Origin of the sequence: Stutzerimonas azotifigens DSM 17556 (assembly GCF_000425625.1) — a bacterium.
GTDB classification, from domain to species: domain Bacteria; phylum Pseudomonadota; class Gammaproteobacteria; order Pseudomonadales; family Pseudomonadaceae; genus Stutzerimonas; species Stutzerimonas azotifigens.
In genome coordinates, this window is the sequence record NZ_AUDU01000018.1 from 74,558 (window position 1) to 93,458 (window position 18,901).

The 18,901-nt window shown below is 68.5% G+C and carries 16 protein-coding genes; 3 read left to right on the plus strand and 13 right to left on the minus strand.

Going from position 1 to position 18,901, the window contains the following annotated elements; translation table 11 throughout:
* Positions 1 to 36: 36 nt before the first annotated feature.
* From H610_RS0102140 to H610_RS0102160, 5 genes are all read right to left on the minus strand, one after another.
* Positions 37 to 942, minus strand: a complete 906-nt coding sequence (locus tag H610_RS0102140; RefSeq protein WP_028238143.1) for a LysR substrate-binding domain-containing protein — start codon at positions 940 to 942, stop codon at positions 37 to 39.
* Positions 943 to 1,136: 194 nt separating this feature from the next.
* Positions 1,137 to 1,469 carry a protealysin inhibitor emfourin gene (locus H610_RS0102145; RefSeq protein WP_028238144.1) on the minus strand — a complete coding sequence of 111 codons (333 nt, stop codon included), beginning with the start codon at positions 1,467 to 1,469 and terminating at the stop codon, positions 1,137 to 1,139.
* Positions 1,466 to 2,521 carry a M4 family metallopeptidase gene (locus H610_RS0102150; protein ID WP_028238145.1) on the minus strand — a complete coding sequence of 352 codons (1,056 nt, stop codon included), beginning with the start codon at positions 2,519 to 2,521 and terminating at the stop codon, positions 1,466 to 1,468. The genes H610_RS0102145 and H610_RS0102150 overlap by 4 nt, the downstream gene beginning before the upstream one ends.
* Positions 2,522 to 2,594: 73 nt before the next feature.
* Positions 2,595 to 3,080, minus strand: a complete 486-nt coding sequence (locus H610_RS0102155) for a phosphate-starvation-inducible protein PsiE (RefSeq protein WP_028238146.1) — start codon at positions 3,078 to 3,080, stop codon at positions 2,595 to 2,597.
* A 106-nt stretch (positions 3,081 to 3,186) separates the two neighbouring features.
* The gene (locus H610_RS0102160) at positions 3,187 to 4,203 is read right to left on the minus strand and encodes an SDR family oxidoreductase (protein ID WP_028238147.1); all 1,017 of its coding nucleotides are present in this window, start codon (positions 4,201 to 4,203) and stop codon (positions 3,187 to 3,189) included.
* 224 nt (positions 4,204 to 4,427) lie between these two features.
* Here H610_RS0102160 and H610_RS0102165 point away from each other — a divergent pair, with 224 nt between their 5' ends.
* The gene (locus tag H610_RS0102165) at positions 4,428 to 6,050 is read left to right on the plus strand and encodes a Na+/H+ antiporter (protein ID WP_028238148.1); all 1,623 of its coding nucleotides are present in this window, start codon (positions 4,428 to 4,430) and stop codon (positions 6,048 to 6,050) included.
* Between the two features lie 389 nt (positions 6,051 to 6,439).
* Here the strand turns inward: H610_RS0102165 and H610_RS0102170 are convergent, their stop codons facing one another.
* Positions 6,440 to 8,215 carry an acyl-CoA dehydrogenase C-terminal domain-containing protein gene (locus H610_RS0102170; RefSeq protein WP_028238149.1) on the minus strand — a complete coding sequence of 592 codons (1,776 nt, stop codon included), beginning with the start codon at positions 8,213 to 8,215 and terminating at the stop codon, positions 6,440 to 6,442.
* Positions 8,216 to 8,357: 142 nt separating this feature from the next.
* Positions 8,358 to 8,726, minus strand: coding sequence for a hypothetical protein (locus H610_RS23095; protein ID WP_051231433.1), 369 nt, complete (start codon positions 8,724 to 8,726; stop codon positions 8,358 to 8,360).
* Positions 8,727 to 8,973: 247 nt separating this feature from the next.
* Between H610_RS23095 and H610_RS0102180 the strand changes: the two genes are divergently transcribed.
* On the plus strand, positions 8,974 to 10,035 hold the full coding sequence (locus H610_RS0102180) for a putative urea ABC transporter substrate-binding protein (RefSeq protein WP_028238150.1): 1,062 nt from the start codon (positions 8,974 to 8,976) through the stop codon (positions 10,033 to 10,035).
* A 68-nt stretch (positions 10,036 to 10,103) separates the two neighbouring features.
* Positions 10,104 to 11,144, plus strand: a complete 1,041-nt coding sequence (locus tag H610_RS23100; RefSeq protein WP_043237406.1) for an isopenicillin N synthase family dioxygenase — start codon at positions 10,104 to 10,106, stop codon at positions 11,142 to 11,144.
* Between the two features lie 132 nt (positions 11,145 to 11,276).
* Here H610_RS23100 and H610_RS0102190 read toward each other — a convergent pair whose 3' ends face one another.
* From H610_RS0102190 to bioD, 6 genes are all read right to left on the minus strand, one after another.
* On the minus strand, positions 11,277 to 13,076 hold the full coding sequence (locus H610_RS0102190; protein WP_028238151.1) for an acyl-CoA dehydrogenase C-terminal domain-containing protein: 1,800 nt from the start codon (positions 13,074 to 13,076) through the stop codon (positions 11,277 to 11,279).
* A 121-nt stretch (positions 13,077 to 13,197) separates the two neighbouring features.
* Complete coding sequence (locus tag H610_RS0102195) at positions 13,198 to 14,490, minus strand: GGDEF domain-containing protein (protein ID WP_028238152.1); 1,293 nt, start codon at positions 14,488 to 14,490, stop codon at positions 13,198 to 13,200.
* A gap of 153 nt (positions 14,491 to 14,643) precedes the next feature.
* Entirely contained in the window at positions 14,644 to 16,449 is a 1,806-nt protein-coding gene (locus H610_RS0102200; protein ID WP_028238153.1) for a phenylacyl-CoA dehydrogenase, read from the minus strand.
* A 288-nt stretch (positions 16,450 to 16,737) separates the two neighbouring features.
* Complete coding sequence (locus tag H610_RS0102205; RefSeq protein ID WP_028238154.1) at positions 16,738 to 16,989, minus strand: hypothetical protein; 252 nt, start codon at positions 16,987 to 16,989, stop codon at positions 16,738 to 16,740.
* A gap of 131 nt (positions 16,990 to 17,120) precedes the next feature.
* Positions 17,121 to 18,062 carry a siderophore ABC transporter substrate-binding protein gene (locus H610_RS0102210; protein ID WP_028238155.1) on the minus strand — a complete coding sequence of 314 codons (942 nt, stop codon included), beginning with the start codon at positions 18,060 to 18,062 and terminating at the stop codon, positions 17,121 to 17,123.
* 155 nt (positions 18,063 to 18,217) lie between these two features.
* Positions 18,218 to 18,901, minus strand: coding sequence for a dethiobiotin synthase (bioD, locus tag H610_RS0102215; protein WP_028238156.1), 684 nt, complete (start codon positions 18,899 to 18,901; stop codon positions 18,218 to 18,220).

Consider the following 18,901-nt stretch of genomic DNA (forward strand, 5'->3'; position numbering starts at 1 on the left):
GCCGACGGCACTCCGGGTCTTGCGCCGCAATTCGCTTCATCGTGCGGCCCAGGCCTCGGCCTTCAGCCGCTCGCCGAGAAAATCGAGGAGACAGGCGATGCGCGAGGCCAGCGCGGTGTTGCGGTAGTAGACCGCGTGGATCGGCTGGCGCACCTCGCGGGTGTGCTCGGCGAGGATCTGCACCAGTGCCCCGCGCTCGCGGTCGGCGTCGGTCATGAAGTCGGACAGGCAGACGACGCCGGCGCCGCCGAGCGCCAGCTGGCGCAGGGTCTCGCCGCTGGAGGCGGACAGCGCCGGGGCGATCGACCAGTCGTCGCCGCGCGCGTGGCGCAAGGGCCAGAGGTTGAGGCTCTCGGGCTGGGTGAAGCCGAGCAGGCTGTGCCCGGACAGCGCCTCGACGCTCGCCGGGGTGCCGTGGCGCCGGAGGTAGTCGGGGCTGGCCAGCACCCGCAGCCGGCTGCTGGCCAGCGGCCGCGCGTGCAGCGTCGAGTCGCGCAGCGTGCCGATTCGCAGGGCGACGTCGGTGCGCTGCTCGATCAGGTCGACGATGCGGTCGCTGCTGTGCAGCTCCAGCTCGATTTCCGGATAGCGCTCGCGGAAAGCGCCGACCAGCGGAACCACCACGTGCAGCATGAAGGGCGACGCGGCGTTGACCCGCAGGCGCCCCGCCGGGCGCTGGCGGCGCAGCGCCATCTGCTCCTCGGCGTCCTCCACCGCGGCGAGGATGCGCCGGGCCTGGGCGAGGAAGGTCTCGCCCTCCTCGGTCAGCTCCAGCCGCCGGGTGGTGCGCCGCAGCAGGGTGACGCCGAGCTTGCGCTCCAGGCGGCCCAGCGCGCGGCTGATGCCCGAGGCGGTCTGCTGCAGGCGCTCGGCCGCGGCGCTGATGGAGCCGCCGTCGACCACGTGGGTCAGAGCCTGGAGTTCGTCCAAGGTGGTTTTCATCGAGAGATCGTCCTGTGCCTCGCCGGCCGATTGTTGACTGCGAGGCAAGGATGCCTGGCCTGCGAGCCGGTTCATCCGCACGAGTCTGGCCTGGGCACCGAACCGCATCAACCTTTGCCGGCGCATCGGGTCCCGAGGCGCCCGCGGCAAGCGGCTGGCCACCCGGGCTTCGCCCCACGCCGGGACGAGTGCGGTCAGCCGGTCCGCAGGCCGCGTTTCCACAGCTCGACCAGCTCGCCGGGCGCGCGCTGTTCGGGCACGGTGATGATCCACTCGCTGGGCTGGTTGGCCTCGCGGTAGCGCAGCTCGACCTGGAAGAAGCGCTGGTCGGCGCCGCCCACGGCCCGTTCGGCCACCGGCAGGCAGCGTTCGAGCACCGCGCAGACTTGCCCGCGCTGGTCCTCGCTGCAGTCGCTGAACTGGATTTCCCGTGGCGCCGCCAGCCGCGGCATGGCGGCCACGCCGCCCTGGCGGGACAGCCGCACCACGGTATCCGGCCCCAACGGGGGCAGGGTTCGCTGATTCATGGATCGATCTCCACTCCAACGGTTTGCCAGGCTTCGGCCACCGCCCGCGCCTCCGCCGAGGCGTCGCCGAAACGGGCGCGCGCCTGGGTCAGGGTCAACCCGGCGAAGGTGGCGAAATCGGCATCGTTGGGCAGCCGGCGGTCGAGCAGGGTGTCGTACCAGATGCGCCCGGCGCGTTCCCAGGCCGGGCCGCCGATGGCCGTCGCGGCCAGGTAGAAGGCGCGGTTGGGAATGCCGGAGTTGAGGTGCACGCCGCCGTTGTCGTCGCGGGTGACGATGAAGTCGCGCATGTGCGCCGGCTGCGGGTCGCGGCCCAGCAGCGGGTCGTCGTAGGCACTGCCCGGCTCGGCCATGGAACGTAGCGCGCGGCCCCGCACGCGCTCGGTGAGCAGGCCGGCGCCGACCAGCCAGTCGGCCTGGTCGGCGCGCTGACCGAGCCGGTACTGCTTGGTGAGCACGCCGAACACGTCGGATATCGATTCGTTCAGCGCGCCCGACTGGTTGACATAGACCAGCGCCGCCTCGCTCTCGATCACGCCATGCGCCAGCTCGTGGGCGACCACCTCCAGCGCGCGGGTGAAGCGCTGGAAGATCTCCCCGTCGCCATCGCCGAAGACCATCTGCTCGCCGTTCCAGAAGGCGTTCTCGTAGCCGTCGCCGTAGTGCACGGTGCCGATCAGGGCAAAACCCCGGCCGTCGATGGAATCGCGGCCGTAGGCGTCCCAGAAGAACCGGTAGGTGTCGCCGAGCGCTTCGTAGGCCTCGTCGACCGCGGCGTCGCCGGTCTCGGCCTGGCCTTCGCTGCGGCGAGGCACGCCCGGCAGCTCCATGCGCTGCTCGGCGTCGTGGATGTGCCGTTGCGGCTGCCCGGGGCGACCGGGTGCCGGCGCCTGCCGTGCCTGCAGGCCCGGCGGGCCGGGGTTGGGCCGCAGCTGGCGCACGTGCTGCAGGGTGCCGCGGGCGCAGGCGCGCTGGCGCTCGGAGCCGCGCTCGATGATGCGGTCGAGCAGGTAGGGCGGAATGAAGCCGGCAACGGGTCGGAAGGGCGTCATGGCAGCCTCGCGGTTCGCGCAATGGCGACACAGGCTTCGACCGCGTTCCCTGCTTCCTGTTTACACTGTCGGACTAGCCGTCGCCGTCCTCGGCCGGCGAGGCCCGCCGCGCCATGGCCCCGGACGCGGGCACCGCCGGAAAGCGCGACGAGGCGAAGCGCACCACCAGGATGGCCAGCGCCAGCAGCAGGATCGCTCCGGAGACATAGAGCACCCCGGCATCCGGCCGGTGGTGGTGCGACACGTCGGAGATCAGCAGGCGGGTCAGCGCGGTGATGGCCACGTAGATCAGGAAGCGCACCGGCATGTGGTTGGTCTTGAAGTAGATGCCGACCATGGCGCCGAGTTCGAGGTAAATGAACAGCAGCAGGATATCGTCGACGCTGACCGAGCCCTTGGCCAGCATGCCGATGAAGGCATCCACCGCGGCCCAGGCGGTGATCGCGCCGATGCCGAACAGCGCCAGGTAGTGGAAGGACTCGACGAACAGGTTGCCGAGCGACTCGGCCAGGCGATGAACCCGGTGCCGAAGCGCTTCGGCCCAATCCGTGGTGCTCATGGGACAGCTCCTTGTGCAAGGCAGGCAACGATGGTTATGCATGCCTTATGCCGCAAAGTCGCCGGCCTGGCGACGCGACGCCCGGTCGCAGGCGCGCCGCGCGGGTTCAGGGCTGGCCCATGCCGCCGGAGGCGCCGTACACCTGGCCGGTGGTGTAGCTGGCCTCGGCCGAGGCCAGCAGCACGTAGACGTCGGCCAGTTCCACCGGCTGGCCGGGGCGGCCCAGCGGGGTGTCCTTGCCGAAGCTCGCCAGGTTCTCCATGGTCTGCCCGCCGGAGACCTGCAGCGGCGTCCAGAACGGCCCGGGCGCCACCACGTTGACCCGCACCCCGCGTTCGGCCAGCTGCTTGGCCAGGCACTTGCTGAAGTTGATGATGGCGGCCTTGGTCAGCGAATAGTCGAGCAGGTTGGACGGCGGATCGTAGGCCACCACCGAGGCGGTGTTGATGATGCTGGCGCCGGCCGGCAGGTGCCCGATGGCCGCCTTGGTCAGCCAGAACATCGCGTACAGGTTGGTCCGAAGGGTCCAGTCGAACTGCTCGGTGGAGATGTCGAGGATCGACTCGTGGCTCTGCTGGCGGGCGGCGTTGATCACCAGGATGTCGAGGCCGCCGAGGCCATCCGCCGCGCGCTGCACCATCTCGCGGCAGAAGCCTTCGTCGCGGATGTCGCCGGGCAGCAGCACGGCCTTGCGCCCGGCGTCCTGGATCAGCCGGGCGACATCCTGGGCGTCCGCTTCCTCGTCGGGCAGGTAGCCGATGGCGACGTCGGCACCCTCGCGCGCGTAGGCGATGGCCGCGGCCCGGCCGATCCCCGAGTCGCCGCCGGTGATCAGCGCCTTGCGCCCGACCAGGCGCTCGCGTCCCCGGTAGCTCCGCTCGCCGTGGTCCGGCGGCGGCTGCATCTTCTGCGCGAGCCCGGGCCAGGGCTGCGACTGCTTGTCGAAGGGCGGCTGTGCATGCAGCTTGCGCGGGTCGCTCAGGGCCGGGCCCTTGCCGCCGGCGGTGGCGCTGCCTGCGCTGCTCTGGGCGAACACCGGGCCGGACAGGCTGGCGGCGGCCAGGGTGGCGGCCGCGCCCTGCATGAGCCGGCGGCGTGACAGGTCGGGATCGTGGGGGTCCATGGGCGTCTCCTGTACGGGGGGGCGGTTGGCCTGCCCGCTCGCGCGCCGGCAGGCCCTCGCAAGGGCTGACTCCACCCCCCCGCACCGCGTTCCAACGGGCCGACCGCTGCCCGCCCTGCCCCGGTGGCTGGCGCCTGACCGAGATCAATCCTGCCGGCGCCGCGCCTTCCTATACTCGCAGCAGGCGCCGGAATGCCGCGCCCGATCCTGCAAGAGCCCCCTCGATGAACATCCTCAATCTCGCCTTCCTGCTGCTTCTGGCCGTGGGCCTGAGCCGCGTGCTCGCCCGTGTCGTGCGCCTGCCGCTGCCGATCCTGCAGATCCTGCTCGGCAGCCTGCTGGCCCTGCCGCCCTTCGGCCTCGAGGTGAGGCTCGACCCCGAGGTGTTCATGCTGCTGTTCATCCCGCCGCTGCTGTTCTACGACGGCTGGAAGATTCCCAAGCGCGAATTCACCGAGCACGGCACCGAGATGCTGGCGATGTCGCTGCTGCTGGTGCTGCTGGTGGTGGTCCTGGCCGGCTATTTCATCCACTGGCTGCTGCCGGACATCCCGCTGGCGGCCAGCTTCGCGCTCGCCGCGATCCTCTCGCCCACCGACGCGCTGGCGGTAATCGCCATCGCCCAGGGCCGCCTGCCCCGGCACATGGCGCACCAGCTGGAGGGCGAGGCGATGCTCAACGACGCCACCGGCCTGGTCTCGTTCAAGTTCGCCTTGGCCGCGGCCATCACCGGCAGCTTCTCGCTGGCCTCGGTCAGCGCCGAGTTCCTGCTGGTCGCCTTCGGCGGCGTGCTGATCGGCGGCGGCCTGAGCTGGCTGGTGGGCAAGGCCAAGCAGTGGATGACCGCACGCCAGCTGTACGATCCGGCGACCTACGTGATGACCATCCTGCTGCTGCCGTTCGCCGCCTTCTACCTGGCCGAGCACGCCGGCATGTCCGGCATTCTCTCGGCGGTGGCCGCGGGCATGGTGCAGAGCCGGGTGAACATGCTGCCGGTCAAGACCAGCACGCGAATCCTCAACCGCAGCCTCTGGGAAATGCTCGACTACAGCTTCAACGGGCTGGTGTTCCTGCTGCTCGGCCTGCAGTTCCCGCGCATCGTCGAAGGCGCCCTGAACGGCTCGCAGGCGGCCGGCCACGGCCTGCCGGGGCTGGTGTTCCACGCCCTGGCGATCACCCTGCTGCTGCTCGCGGTGCGTTTCGCCTTCGTCTATGCCTATCACTGGAGCGCCGGCTACCGGCGCCGCCGGCACGGCCAGGCGGCACCCGATGCACCGCTGCCGGTGCTCTCGGCGCTGAGCGCGGTGGCCGGCGTGCGCGGCGCCATCACCCTGGCCGGCGTGCTGTCGGTGCCGCTGACGATCGGCGACACGCCCTTTCCCGGCCGCGAGCTGATGGTCTTCCTCGCCGCGGCGGTGATCGTGCTGTCGCTGCTCGCCGGCGCGCTGGGCGTGCCCTACGTGCTGCGCTTCCTGCCGCAGGGCGCCGCCGAGGACCACGAAGAGGAGCTGCGCAACGCCAGGCGGCGGGCAACCGAGGCGGCGGTCGCCTGGCTGGAGGCGCGCACGCAGGCGACGCCGGACAACGAAACCGCGGTGCCGCGAGGCCAGGAGGTGGCGGCGCGCGTGCTGGAAAGCTACCGGCTCGACCTGGCGGCGCTGGTCGGCCGGGACGAACCGGCCCGGCAGGCCCGCCGCAGCCAGCTGCTGGAAGCGACCATCCGGCTCGACGCCATCGCGATCCGGCGCAAAGCGCTGTACCGCCTGCGCAAGCATGGCGAGATCGACGACCAGACCCTGCAGACACTCATTCGCGAGCTGGATTACGAGGAGGCGGCGCTGGGCTGACCGGAGCCGTTCGGCTTAACCCGAACGGTGGATTCTGCCAGCGGATGCCGGAAAAGAAAAAACCCCGCCGAAGCGGGGCTTTGCAGACTGTAATTCTGACGTCCTTGATCGTTCGCCATCCTGGCGGCGTTCCTCGTATGGTCCCTTTTTTTCGATTGCGGCTTCCTGCGCGAGGTCCATGGGTCGCAGATTACCGGGGAGCTCCATGCTCCTGAAGCGGCAATCGGCACCGCGTCTTGTAAGCCATTTCCTACAAGGGACCCTCCATGGCCCAAGGCTTGTAGTCAATGGCTTACCTGACGCGTAATCCTAGGACTAAGCTGATGGCAAAATCGTTCAGGCCGATGTCGAAATAATTTCAATCTGCTGGCGCGAATCGATTGATCGGCTTAGAACTGCGCGGCCTCAAGCAGGTAAAGCGGCGCGCTGCCGGCCTTCACCGAGGCACCCAGCGAGTGGATGCGCGGCAGCAGGCGGGCGAAATAGAAGCGCGCCGTGCCCAGCTTGCCGGCGTAGAAATCCTCGTCCTCGCGGCCCAGCGCCGCCTGCGCCATGCGCGCCCACATGTAGGCGTAGGCCGTGTAGCCGAAGGCGTGCAGGTACTCAACCGAGGCCGCGCCGATCTCGTTGGGGTCATGCCTGGCCTTTTCCAGCACCCAGGCGGTCAGCTCGTCGAGATTGGCCAGCGCCGCTTCCAGCGGCCCGGTGAACTCCGCCAGCGGCGCGCCGGCCGCGGCGATGAACCCGCGAACTTCCTCGGTGAACGCCTGGTAGAAGGCCCCGCCGCTGCCGACCACCTTGCGTCCCACCAGGTCCAGCGCCTGGATGCCGTTGGTGCCTTCGTAGATCTGGGTGATACGGCAGTCGCGCACCAGCTGTTCCTGGCCCCACTCGCGGATGAAGCCGTGGCCGCCGAAGATCTGCTGGCCGTGCACGGTGGTTTCCAGGCCCATGTCGGTGAGGAAGGCCTTGGACACCGGCGTCAGCAGGGCCACCAGTGCCTCGGCGCGCTTGCGCGCGGCCTCGTCCTCGCTGAACTTGGCGATGTCCAGCTGCATCGCGACGTAGGTCGAGAAGGCCCGGCCGCCCTCGTTCAGCGCCTTCATGGTCAGCAGCATGCGGCGCACGTCGGGGTGCACGATGATCGGGTCGGCGGCCTTGTCGGTGGCCACCGGGCCGGTCGGCGCGCGGCTCTGGATGCGCTCGCGGGCGTACTCGATGGCGCTCTGGTAGGAGCGCTCGCCGGTGGCCAGGCCCTGGATGCCGACGCCCAGGCGCTCGTAGTTCATCATGGTGAACATCGCCGCCAGCCCCTTGTTCGGCTCGCCGACCATCCAGCCGGTGGCGCCGTCGAAGTTCATCACGCAGGTGGCCGAGGCCTGGATGCCCATCTTGTGCTCGATCGAGCCGCAGGACACTGCGTTGCGCTCGCCGAGCGAGCCGTCCTGGTTGACCAGCACCTTCGGCACCAGGAACAGCGAGATGCCCTTGGAGCCGGCCGGGGCGTCGGGCAGCTTGGCCAGCACCAGGTGGATGATGTTCTCGGTCAGGTCGTGCTCGCCGCCGGTGATGAATATCTTGGTGCCGCTGACCCGGTAGCTGCCGTCGGCCTGCGGCTCGGCGCGGGTGCGGATCATCCCCAGGTCGGTCCCGGCGTGCGGCTCGGTCAGGCACATCGAGCCGGCCCAGACGCCGGCATACATGTTCGGCAGGTACTTCTGCTTCAATTCCTCGCTGGCGTGCGCGTAGATCGACAGGCAGGCGCCGGAGGTGAGCATCGGGTAGAGCCCGAAGGCCAGGCTGGCGGAGTTCATCATTTCCTCGACCTGCGCCGAGATCGCCTTGGGCATGCCCATGCCGCCGTAGGCCGGATCGCCGCCGACGCCGACCCAGCCGCCCTCGGCGTACAGCCGATAGGCCTCGGGGTAGCCGGCCGGGGTGGTCACCCGGCCGTCCTGCCAGTGGCAACCCTCTTCGTCGCCCGGGCGGTTGAGCGGGGCGATGGTGTTGCCGGTGATCTTGCCGGCCTCCTCGAGAATCGCCTCGGCGGTCTCGGCATCGACCACCTCGGCCAGCACCGGCACCGACTTCCAGAGACTCGGGGCGTCGAAAACTTCGTTGAGGAGGAAACGCATGTCGCGCAGGGGCGCCTTGTAATCAGCCATCTGAAACCTCTCGGAACGTCACCGACCGTTGCGGCCGCTTGTGCCTCCGAGTCTAGCCGACACCGAAAAGGGGCCGAAGCGTCCGTTTGTGACCGGCAGGTTTCCTGGCTGTCAGGGCCGCGCGTCAAATCCAGCGCGACCGCTAGGCCGAGCCGAAGAACTGTTCCGAGGTCAGGTCGTAGAAACGCTCCAGGCGTTCGACCAGCGTTGCGGTCAGGGCGACCTGGCGCACGCGCTTGTCGTCCTCCATCGCCCGTTCCTCCAGCAGGCCCCCTTCGATGACACGCTGTACGTATTTCACCGCCGTGCGGCGGCTGACGCTGGGCATGAAGGCATAGAGGTCGGTCTTGTGCAGGATCCGATCGCGCCGCAGCCACATGTGGATCAGCAGGTCGCAGTAACTCAGGTCGCCGAGCCCCAGGTCGCTGAACAGCTCGATCCAGATTTCGTCCATGGCGACGATCGCACGGGCGACGCCCTCCCGATTGCGCCTGCTGTTGCTCCTGTTCACCGTCGGGTCCTCTGAAGCGTTCGGATTAAAATAGTGCAATTTTGCACACTTCGCACTGCGCAGGTGCTCCAGGAACCTGGCCAGGAGAGAGTTCGCGCCCACATTATATGCAAAATTGCATGAAAATAAGCATGTTATAGCCGCTGCCCCGCTTCTGGCACAGCCGTTGCTCGGACCGCCTCCAGGCGCTCATCCGAAGCGCGGAGGGGAACCATCCCCCCTCCCGCCATCCACCGAGGAACCCGTCATGAATCCGATCCGCTCGCTTCGCCGTTGTGCCGTCATCGCCTGCCTGGGACTGCTGAGCGGCATGCTCCACGCCGCCGAACCCTTCCGCCTGGCCTGGACGCTCTATCCGGGCTACATGCCCTGGGATTACGCCCGCAGCGCCGGCATCGTGGACAAGTGGGCCAGGAAATACGGCATCGAAATCGAGACCGTACAGGTCAACGACTACATCGAGGCCATCAACCAGTACACCGCCGGCGGATTCGATGCCTGCATGATGGCGACCCTGGACGCCATGACCATTCCGGCCGCCGGCGGCGTCGACTCCACGGTGGTCGCCGTGACCGATTACTCCAACGGCAACGACGTGATCATCCTCAAGGAGGGCGACAGCCTCGAGGACCTTCGCGGCAAGCAGGTCAATCTGATCGAGTACTCGATCTCCCACTACTTCCTCGCCCGCGCCCTGGAAAGCGTCGGCCTGAGCGAGCGCGACCTGACGCTGGTGAACACCTCGGACGCCGACATGGTGGCGCTCTATGCCCAGCCATCCGTCGAAGCCATGGTGACCTGGAACCCGATGGCCAGCGACATCCTCGAGCGCGACGACGCCACCAACGTCTTCGATTCGCGCAGGATGCCCGGCGAGCTCACCGACAGCCTGGTCGTCAGAAGCGAAACCCTGGCCAAACACCCGGAGCTGGGCAAGGCGCTGACCGGCGCCTGGTTCGAGACCCTGGCGATCATGGGCCGGGACGACGCCGAAGGGCGCGCGGCGCGTGAAGCGATGGGCATCGCTTCCGGTACCGACCTGGAAGGCTACGAACGGCAGTTGGCGGACACCCACCTGTATGACGAGCCCGCCAGCGTGGCGGCGCTGATGAGCGATCGGGCGCTCCAGGATTCCATGGCCAGCATCGCCCGGTTCTCCTTCGACAAGGGCCTGCTCGGCAGCGGCGCCCGCTCGGCCGAGGAAATCGGCATCGCCTACCCCGGCGGCCGCATCTGGGGCAATGCCGGAAACCTGAAGCTGCGCTTCGACGACAGCTATGTACGCCAGGCCGCCGCCGGCCAGCTATGAACACACGGCTGCCGGGACGCCTCCATCGGTAGCCGAGCGGTTTTCACCCGCCGCCACAGGACCAGACAATGAGCAGAACCTTCACACAAATTCCGGTGCTGGATATCGGCCCGCTGCTGGCCGGGGTACAGCACCCGGGTTATCTGGCCACCGTCCGCGCATTGGCCGAGGCCGCGCACGAGGTGGGCTTCATGCAACTGGTCGGCCACGGCCTGGAAGCGCAGCAGGCGCGCCTGCTGGAGGTGACCCGGCGGTTCTTCGCCTTGCCCGAGGCGGAAAAGCGGAAGATCTACATCGGCCATTCGAGCAACCACCGCGGCTACGTGCCCTTCGGCGAGGAAATCATGGCCTCGGGGCAGCCGGATACCAAGGAAGCCTTCGACCTGTCGATCGATCTGCCGCCGGACCATCCCGCCGTGCTGGCCGGCACGCCCCTGCTGGGCCCCAACCAGTGGCCCGAGCTGGACGGCTTCAGGGAAACGGTAACGGCCTACTACGACGCCGCGTTCGCCCTGGGCAAGGTGGTATTCAGGGCGTTCGCCGTGGGGCTCGGGGTCGATCCCGAGCTGTTCCTGCAGAAGGTGAACGTCCCGCCGTCGCAACTGCGGCTCCTGCATTACCCTCACAACGCGGACGCCGTGGACCGTCCCGGCATCGGCGAGCACACCGACTACGAGTGCTTCACCCTGCTCAAGCCCACGGCGCCGGGGCTGGAGGTGTTCAGCCCGGACGGAAACTGGATTCCGGTTCCCTATCGAGAGGACGCGCTGGTGCTGAACATCGGCGATCTGCTCGAACTCTGGACCGACGGCTACTACGTGGCGACCAGCCACCGGGTCAGGCAGGTCAAGGAGGAGCGCTATGCGTTTCCGCTGTTCTTCACGGTGGACTACGAAACCGAAGTCGCGCCCCTGGAGGCCTTCCGGAAAAGCGACGCGGTCAAGCCCCTCAGGTCGGGCGACCATCTTCTCGCGCAGGTCATGCAAAGCTTTCGCTACCAATTGGAACGCCTGGAAAAGGGCGAGCGCAAACTCCCCGAGGGCGCACGGCCTTACTACTCCCTTGGCCGCGAGGCGGGCGCGACGGAAGCCGGCCGTGGCGCTTGCTAAGGTCGAAGCCACGCCGGACAGTCGCCTTACACCCCACCGTCGTACCGGGCCAGGCCGGTACCCGGCGGGGCAACGCCCGGGCATCGCCGTGGCGCGCGCGGTCAGGCCGCCGCCAGTTTTTTCCGCAGGCGATCAGTAACCGACGCTGAAACCCTCCTCGGCCATTTCCATCAGGTTGTCGGCGCCGGACAGCATGGCTTCGACATGCACGCGGGTGCGCGGCAGGAGGCGTGCGTAGTAGAAGCGCGCGGTCTGCAGCTTGGCCTTGTAGAAGGCCTCCTCGGTGGTGCCGGCGGCCAGCTTCTCGGCGGCGACGCGTGCCATGTCGGCCCAGAAGTAGGCCAGGCAGACGTAGCCGGAGTACATCAGGTAGTCGACCGCCGCCGCGCCGACCGTCTCGCGATCCTTCATGGCGGCCATGCCGATCTTCATCGTCACCTCGCCCCATTCCCTGTTCAGCCGGGCCAGCGGCTCGACGAAGGCCTGGATGCGCTCGTCGCCCTCGTTGGCCTTGCAGAACCCGTGGACCACCCGGGTGAAGCCCTTGAGCGCCTCGCCCTGGCTGCCGAGCACCTTGCGCCCCAGCAGGTCGAGCGCCTGGATGCCGTTGGTGCCCTCGTAGATCGGGGCGATGCGGCAATCGCGCACCAGCTGCTCCATGCCCCACTCGCGGATGTAGCCGTGGCCGCCGAATACCTGCATGCCGTGGTTGGTGACTTCCAGCCCGGTCTCGGTCATGAAGGCCTTGCAGATGGGCGTGAGGAAGGCCAGCAGCGCCTCGGCTTCCTCGCGCTTGCCCGCCTCAGGGCTGTGCAGCTGGTCGAGCAGCTGCGCGGTGAAATAGGCCAGCGCACGGTTGCCCTCGTTGAAGGCCTTCATGGTCAGCAGCATACGGCGCACGTCAGGGTGCACGATGATCGGGTCGGCAGGCTTGTCGGGAAACTTCGCGCCGGTCAGCGAGCGCATCTGCAGACGCTCCTGGGCGTACTTCACCGCGCCCTGGTAGCTCGCCTCGCCGTTGCACAGGCCCTGCATGCCGGTCCCCAGGCGGGCGTGGTTCATCATGGTGAACATGCAGTTCAGGCCGCGGTTGAGCTCGCCGATGAGAAAGCCACGGGCGCCGTCGAAGTTCATCACGCAGGTGGCCGAGGCCTTGATGCCCATCTTGTGCTCGATCGAGCCGCAGGACACCGCGTTGCGCTCGCCGACACCGCCGTCGGCATCCGGCAGGAACTTCGGTACGATGAACAGCGAGATGCCCTTTGTGCCGGCCGGCGCATCGGGCAGCTTGGCCAGCACCAGGTGCACGATGTTCTCGCTCAGGTCGTGCTCGCCGGCGGAGATGAAGATCTTGGTGCCGCTGACCGCATAGCTGCCGTCGGCCTGCGGCACGGCGCGGGTCTTGATCAGGCCGAGGTCGGTGCCGCAGTGCGGCTCGGTCAGGCACATGGTGCCGGTCCAGCGGCCCTCGGTCATGCGGCTGAGGTAGGTCCGCTTCTGCGCCTCGCTGCCGTGCGCGCCGATCGCCGCCATGGCGCCATGGGTCAGGCCCGGGTACATGCCGAAGGAGGTGTTGGCCGAGCCGACCATCTCGCCGACGACCAGCCCCAGCGAATGCGGCAGCCCCTGGCCGCCGTAGGCCGGGTCGGAGGCCAGCCCCATCCAGCCGCCCTCGGCGTACCGGGCGAAGGCTTCCTTGAAGCCCCTGGGCGTGGTCACCACCCTGTTGTCGTAGTGACAACCCTCCTCGTCGCCGCTGCGATTGAGCGGCGCCAGCACCTGCTCGCAGAACCTTGCGCCCTCTTCCAGGATCGCGCCGACCATGTCGGGCGTCGCCTCCGTGGCGCCGATCGCCGCGTAGCTGGCGGGGAAATCGAACACTTCGTCGATCAGAAAGCGCATGTCGCGCAAGGGGGCCTTGTACTCGGGCATGGGTGCATCTCCTGGAATCGGGCGCGTGCGGCGCGGGTCGAGGAGGCGAAGCTAGCGACGGCGGGAGGCGATCAACAACGACATTGCGGGCGCTGAATGCGCCGTCATAAGTGCCGTCCGGCTAGGGACGCGCCGGCGCCACGCGCACCGCACCGCGACGGTTCATGCCCTGCGCCCGTACGCAGTTGCGGCCGGCGCCCTTGGCCGCGTACAGCGCCAGGTCAGCGGCCTTGATCACCGCCTCGGGCGTGCGCTGGCCCTCCCCGACCTCGGCCACCCCGATGCTGATGGTCACCGATGCCTGCCCGGCTGCGCCCGCCCCGCGCCGCCGGCGGCCCTGCTGGTTGTCGCTCGGGCGGCTGCCCCTGTCGCGCAGCTGCAGCGGGTAGTCCGCCACCGCCTGGCGAATGGCTTCCAGATGAGGCAGGCAGGCCTCCAGGTCGCGTCCGGGAAACAGCAGGGTGAATTCCTCGCCGCCGTAACGGTAGGCCCGCCCGCCGCCACCGACCTTGCGCAGCCGGCTGGCGACCAGCTTGAGCACCTGGTCGCCGACGTCATGACCGTGGGTGTCGTTGAACGCCTTGAAGTGGTCGACGTCGGCCATGGCGATCACGTACTGCCGGCCGAGCCGCTGCAGCCGCTCGTTCAGCGCGCGCCGGCCGGGCAGCCCGGTCAGTTCGTCGCGGAAGGCCATCAGGTAAGCTTCCTGGGCGATCGCCACCACCAGGATGAGCATCACCTGGCTGGTCAGCACGTTCAGCGCGCCCGGCCGCTGGAACACCGCCGGCAGCATCAGCAGCAGCCCGACCAGCCCCACCAGCTGCGCCGCGTGCAGCGGCCGCGGGCGGCGCAGGTACTGCACCGCCAGCACCAGCGCCACCAGCAGGAACACCGGGTAGACGATCTGCGCGAGCGCCAGCCAGTCGGCCTGCAGTGCCGGCCAGCGCACCGCCACCAGCCACTCCAGCAGCCCGTCCGGGAAACGCCGGGCCAGGGCCGCCGCGACGCCGACCATGGCGACCAGCACCGCGACCCGCGCCAGGCCGTCCTGCACCAGGTGGGTACGCTCGCGCCAGGCCCCGAACAGGCCGTACAGCAGCGGCAGCAGCAGGCTGCAGAGGTGGAATATCAGCGGCGTCTCGGCCATCACCTGGCCATGCGCGTGATAGTGATCGGCCTGGGTGTCGAGCAGGAAGTAGCCGGCATAGGTGACGACCAGCAGGAACAGTTCGCGCTGGCGTCCGTAGCCGAGGCAGAAGGCGCCGCCCAGCAGCAGCAACAGGGTCGGCAGGACGTTGAACAGGGAGGTGAAGAACTCGTTCAGCACCGGTTGCCGGCTGGCCACCAGCCCGCCCGCCAGCAGGGCGAGCGGAGGCAGGAAGTGGCTCAGACGCACGGCGGCGAGTTGCGACACGAGGGCTCCAGCAAAGGCGCGGGAAGATGCGGCATTTTGCCCGCATGCCGATTGCGGAACATCCTTCGCACGCACGAAAAATGCGCTTTTTGACGCAACGCGCATAAAAAAGCCGCTGCCGGGCCGGCAGCGGCTTCTTCGCCGGACAGAAGATCAGTAGCCGAGGGCGAAATCTTCCTCGGCGATCTCCATCAGGTTGTCGGCGCCGGACAGCATGGCTTCGACGTGGGTGCGGGTACGCGGCAGGATGCGCGCGTAGTAGAACCGCGCGGTCTGCAGCTTGGCCCTGTAGAAGCCTTCCTCGGCGGTGCCGGCGGCCAGCTTCTCGGCGGCGACGCGCGCCATGTCGGCCCAGAAGTAGGCCAGGCAGACGTAGCCGGAGTACATCAGGTAGTCCACCGCGGCAGCGCCGACCATCTCGCGGTCCTTCATGGCGGCCATGCCGACCTTCATGGTCAGCTCGCCCCACTCCTTGTTCAGCCGGGCCAGCGGCTCGACGAAGGCCTTGAGGCTTTCGTTCTCTTCGTTGGCCTTGCAGAACTTGTGGACCACCTTGGTGAAGCCCTTGAGCGCCTCGCCCTGGGTCATCAGCACCTTGCGGCCGAGCAAATCGAGCGCCTGGATGCCGGTGGTGCCCTCGTACAGGCAGGAAATGCGGCTGTCGCGCACGTTCTGCTCCATGCCATGTTCGGCGATGAAGCCGTGACCGCCGTAGATCTGCACGCCGTGGTTGGCGGCTTCGAAGCCCACCTCGGTCATGAATGCCTTGGCGATCGGGGTGAGGAAGGCGAGCATGGCGTCGGCGGCCTTCTTCTGCTCCTCGTCCTCGCTGTGCTGGACGATGTCGACCTGCTTGGCGGCGTAGTAGAGCATCGCGCGGTTGCCTTCGGCGAAGGCCTTCATGGTCAGCAGCATGCGGCGCACGTCCGGGTGCACGATGATCGGGTCGGCCGGCTTGTCCGGCGCCTTCGGGCCGGTCAGCGAACGCATCTGCAGACGCTCGCGGGCGTAGGCGATGCCGCCCTGGAAGGCGACCTCGGCGTGCGCCAGGCCCTGCAGCGCGGTGCCCAGGCGGGCGGTGTTCATGAAGGTGAACATGCAGTTCAGGCCCTTGTTCGGCGGCCCGATCAGGAAGCCGGTGGCGCCGTCGAAGTTCATCACGCAGGTGGCGTTGCCGTGGATGCCCATCTTGTGCTCGATCGAGCCGCAGGACACGGCGTTGCGCTCGCCGACCCCGCCTTCGGCATTCGGCAGGAACTTCGGCACGATGAACAGCGAGATGCCCTTGGTACCGGCCGGCGCGTCGGGCAGGCGGGCGAGGACGATGTGGACGATGTTGTCGGCCATGTCGTGCTCACCGGCGGAGATGAAGATCTTGGTGCCGGTGACCTTGTAGCTGCCGTCGGCCTGCGGTTCGGCCTTGGTGCGCAGCATGCCGAGGTCGGTGCCGCAGTGCGGCTCGGTCAGGCACATGGTGCCGGTCCACTCGCCGGATACCAGCTTGGTCAGATAGGTCTGCTGCTGCTCCGGGGTGCCGTGCGCGTGCAGGGTATTCATGGCGCCGTGCGACAGGCCGGGGTACATGCCCCAGGACCAGTTGGCCGCGCCGATCATCTCGCTCATGGCCATGCCCAGCGATTCCGGCAGGCCCTGGCCGCCATGCTCGACGTCGTGCGCCAGGCTCGGCCAGCCGCCTTCGACGAACTGCCTGTAGGCCTCCTTGAAGCCGGTCGGCGTCTTCACGCCTTCCGGCGTCCAGGTGCAGCCTTCCTGGTCACCCACGCGGTTGAGCGGCGCGAGCACCTGCTCGCAGAACTTCGCGCCTTCCTCGAGGATCGCGCTGACCATGTCCGGGGTCGCATCCTGGCAGCCTGGCAGGCTCTGGTAATGCGCCTCGTAACCGAGGAGTTCGTCGCGTACGAAACGGATGTCGCGCAAGGGGGCCTTGTAGTCAGGCATAGCGTAAACCTCAGCGGTGAATTCTGGATTCGATCAACGGCCGGTGTGGAAGGGATAGTACAGACCAGCTCAAACATTCGTTTGAAACATACGTTTATGGCTCTTCGGCTGTCAAGGCCTCTGGCGCGGCCCCCGGGCGCTTCTTCGACCGGAGGCGCTCCTCGCGTTCAGGCATGGCGAAGCCGCCCGTCGCATTGCGTTGCGGCAGGCAGCCAAGCGATGGACAGAAGCGGGAGCGAAGAGAAAGGAGCGGCAGCGACGAGTGCGCTGCCGCAATGGAACGCGGTGTCAGGCGTGGGTATCGATGAGCGTGCCCATGACCTCGTCGGCGGTCTTCACCACCTTGGCCGCGCTCTCCACCTGCTGGCGACCGAGATCGAGCTGCACGAGCAGGCTGCCGAGGTCCTGGTTGCCGGCAGCCGGTGCGCTCGAGGCCGCCGCGGGCAGCGAGGCGAGGTCGCCGGCAGCCTGGGTGGCGGTCCGCTGCCCGGCCTGGATGCCGCTCGGCCCCGCCTGGAAGGTACTTGCGCTGACTTGCATGGATCACTCCTTGGCCGTGGGCCACATGAAGACACGCTTCGGACGACTGGAAGCCACGGATGTTAGCAGGCTCATCGCGTTCGGTGCGATCGACAGGAAACGGCGATCACGAAGCGACCGGCGACGATCGCTCACCTTGCCTTGGCGAACGCCTCGGCGAGCTGGTCGATGTTCTGCTGCAGCGCGGTCAGCCCGGCGCTGCCGAGCACGTACCAGTTGGCGGCATTGAGGTAGACCACCTGGCCCTTCTGCCACGCGGTGGTCTGGTGCACGAGCGCGTTGTCGAGCATCTTCCGGGCGTCCTTGCCCTCGCGGCCGACGGCGGCATCGCGGTCGATCACGAACAGCCAGTCCGGATTGGTCTTCTGGATGAACCCGTCGTCGATCGACTGACCGCGGTTGGACTGCTCGAGATCGGTCGCCGCCGGCTGCACGCCGAGCACGTCGTGGACCAGGCCGAAGCGCGAGCCGGGTCCGTAGGCGCTCATCCTGCCGCCGGTGGTCAGCACCACCAGCCCGGTGCCGGCCTCCGCCGCCTGCAGCCTGACGGCGGCGATCGAGTCGTCGAGGGCCTTGAGCTTCTGCTCGGCCTCGGCCTGCTTGCCGAACAGCATGGCGAGGGTCTCGGTATTGCGGCGCACGCTGCCGACGAGGTTCTTCGGGTCCACCGTGAGGTCGATGGCCGGCGCGACCTTCGCCACTTCCGCATACTTGTCGCCCGAACGGCCGCCGACGATCACCAGGTCCGGCGCGATGCGCTTGATCGCCTCGTAGTCGGGCTCGAACAGGGTGCCGGCACGCGCGTACTGCTTGTCGTCGTACTTGGCGAGCACCGGCGGCATGCGGTTGGTCTCGGGCACGGCGGTGACTTCGATGCCGAGGGTGTCCAGCGTGTCCAGCGAGGCGGTGTCGAGCACCACGATCTTCTGCGGATCGGCCTTGATCTCGGTCGTGCCCTTGGCGTGCTCGACGGGCACCGTGGATTGAGCCTGCGCCAGGCCCGCGGCGGCGGCGATGGCGGCGGCCACCGCGAGGCGGGAAAGGCGGTTGAGGGTCCCGGTGGTCGTATTCAAGGCGCTGACTCCTTTCTCGGCTGGATGAACGCGGCCCGGCCTCAGGATTGCCAGATGGCTGAAGGCTCGGCGTGATGGCTGGCAATGATAAGTATTCCCACCCAGGGCACGCCCGCCTCTTCTCATTATTTACATCTTGGCTGCGTGGCGGTCGGTCAGGGCAGCAGCGCCGCCAGGTCCAGGCAGGCGGCCACCGCGCCGGCGTCGGCACCGGGCAGGCGCGGCACATGGCCGAGGCAGGGCGCCGGCAGCCGCTCGCCGAGGGTGGCGAGGTTGTCTTCCAGGCGCGAGGTCTGCGGGTCGACCAGGTTGGCGACCCAGCCGGCCAGCTCCAGGCCGTCGCGGCGGATGGCCTCGGCGCTGAGCAGCGCGTGGTTGATGCAGCCGAGCCGCACGCCGACCACCAGGATCACCGGCAGGCCGAGGGCGATCGGCAGGTCGGACAGGCTCGCGCTTCCTGCCAGCGGCACGCGCCAGCCGCCGGCCCCCTCCACCAGGGTGAAGTCGGCCCCGAGCGCCAGCACCGCGCGTACCGGCTCGGCGAGCGCCTCCACGGTCAGCGCCACGCCGGCTTCACGGGCGGCCAGGTGCGGGGCGATCGGCGGCTCGAAGGCGATCGGGTTCACCTGCTCGTAGCGCAGCGGCAGGCTGCATTCGCCGAGCAGCGCCAGCGCGTCCTCGTTGCGCAGCCCGGCGGCGGTCCGTTCGCAGCCAGAAGCCACCGGCTTGGCCGCGGCAGTGGACAGCCCGCGCTGGCGCGCGGCGCGCAGCAGCCCGGCGGCGATGGTGGTCTTGCCGATCTCGGTGTCGGTGCCGGTGACGAAGAATGCCTGGCCCAT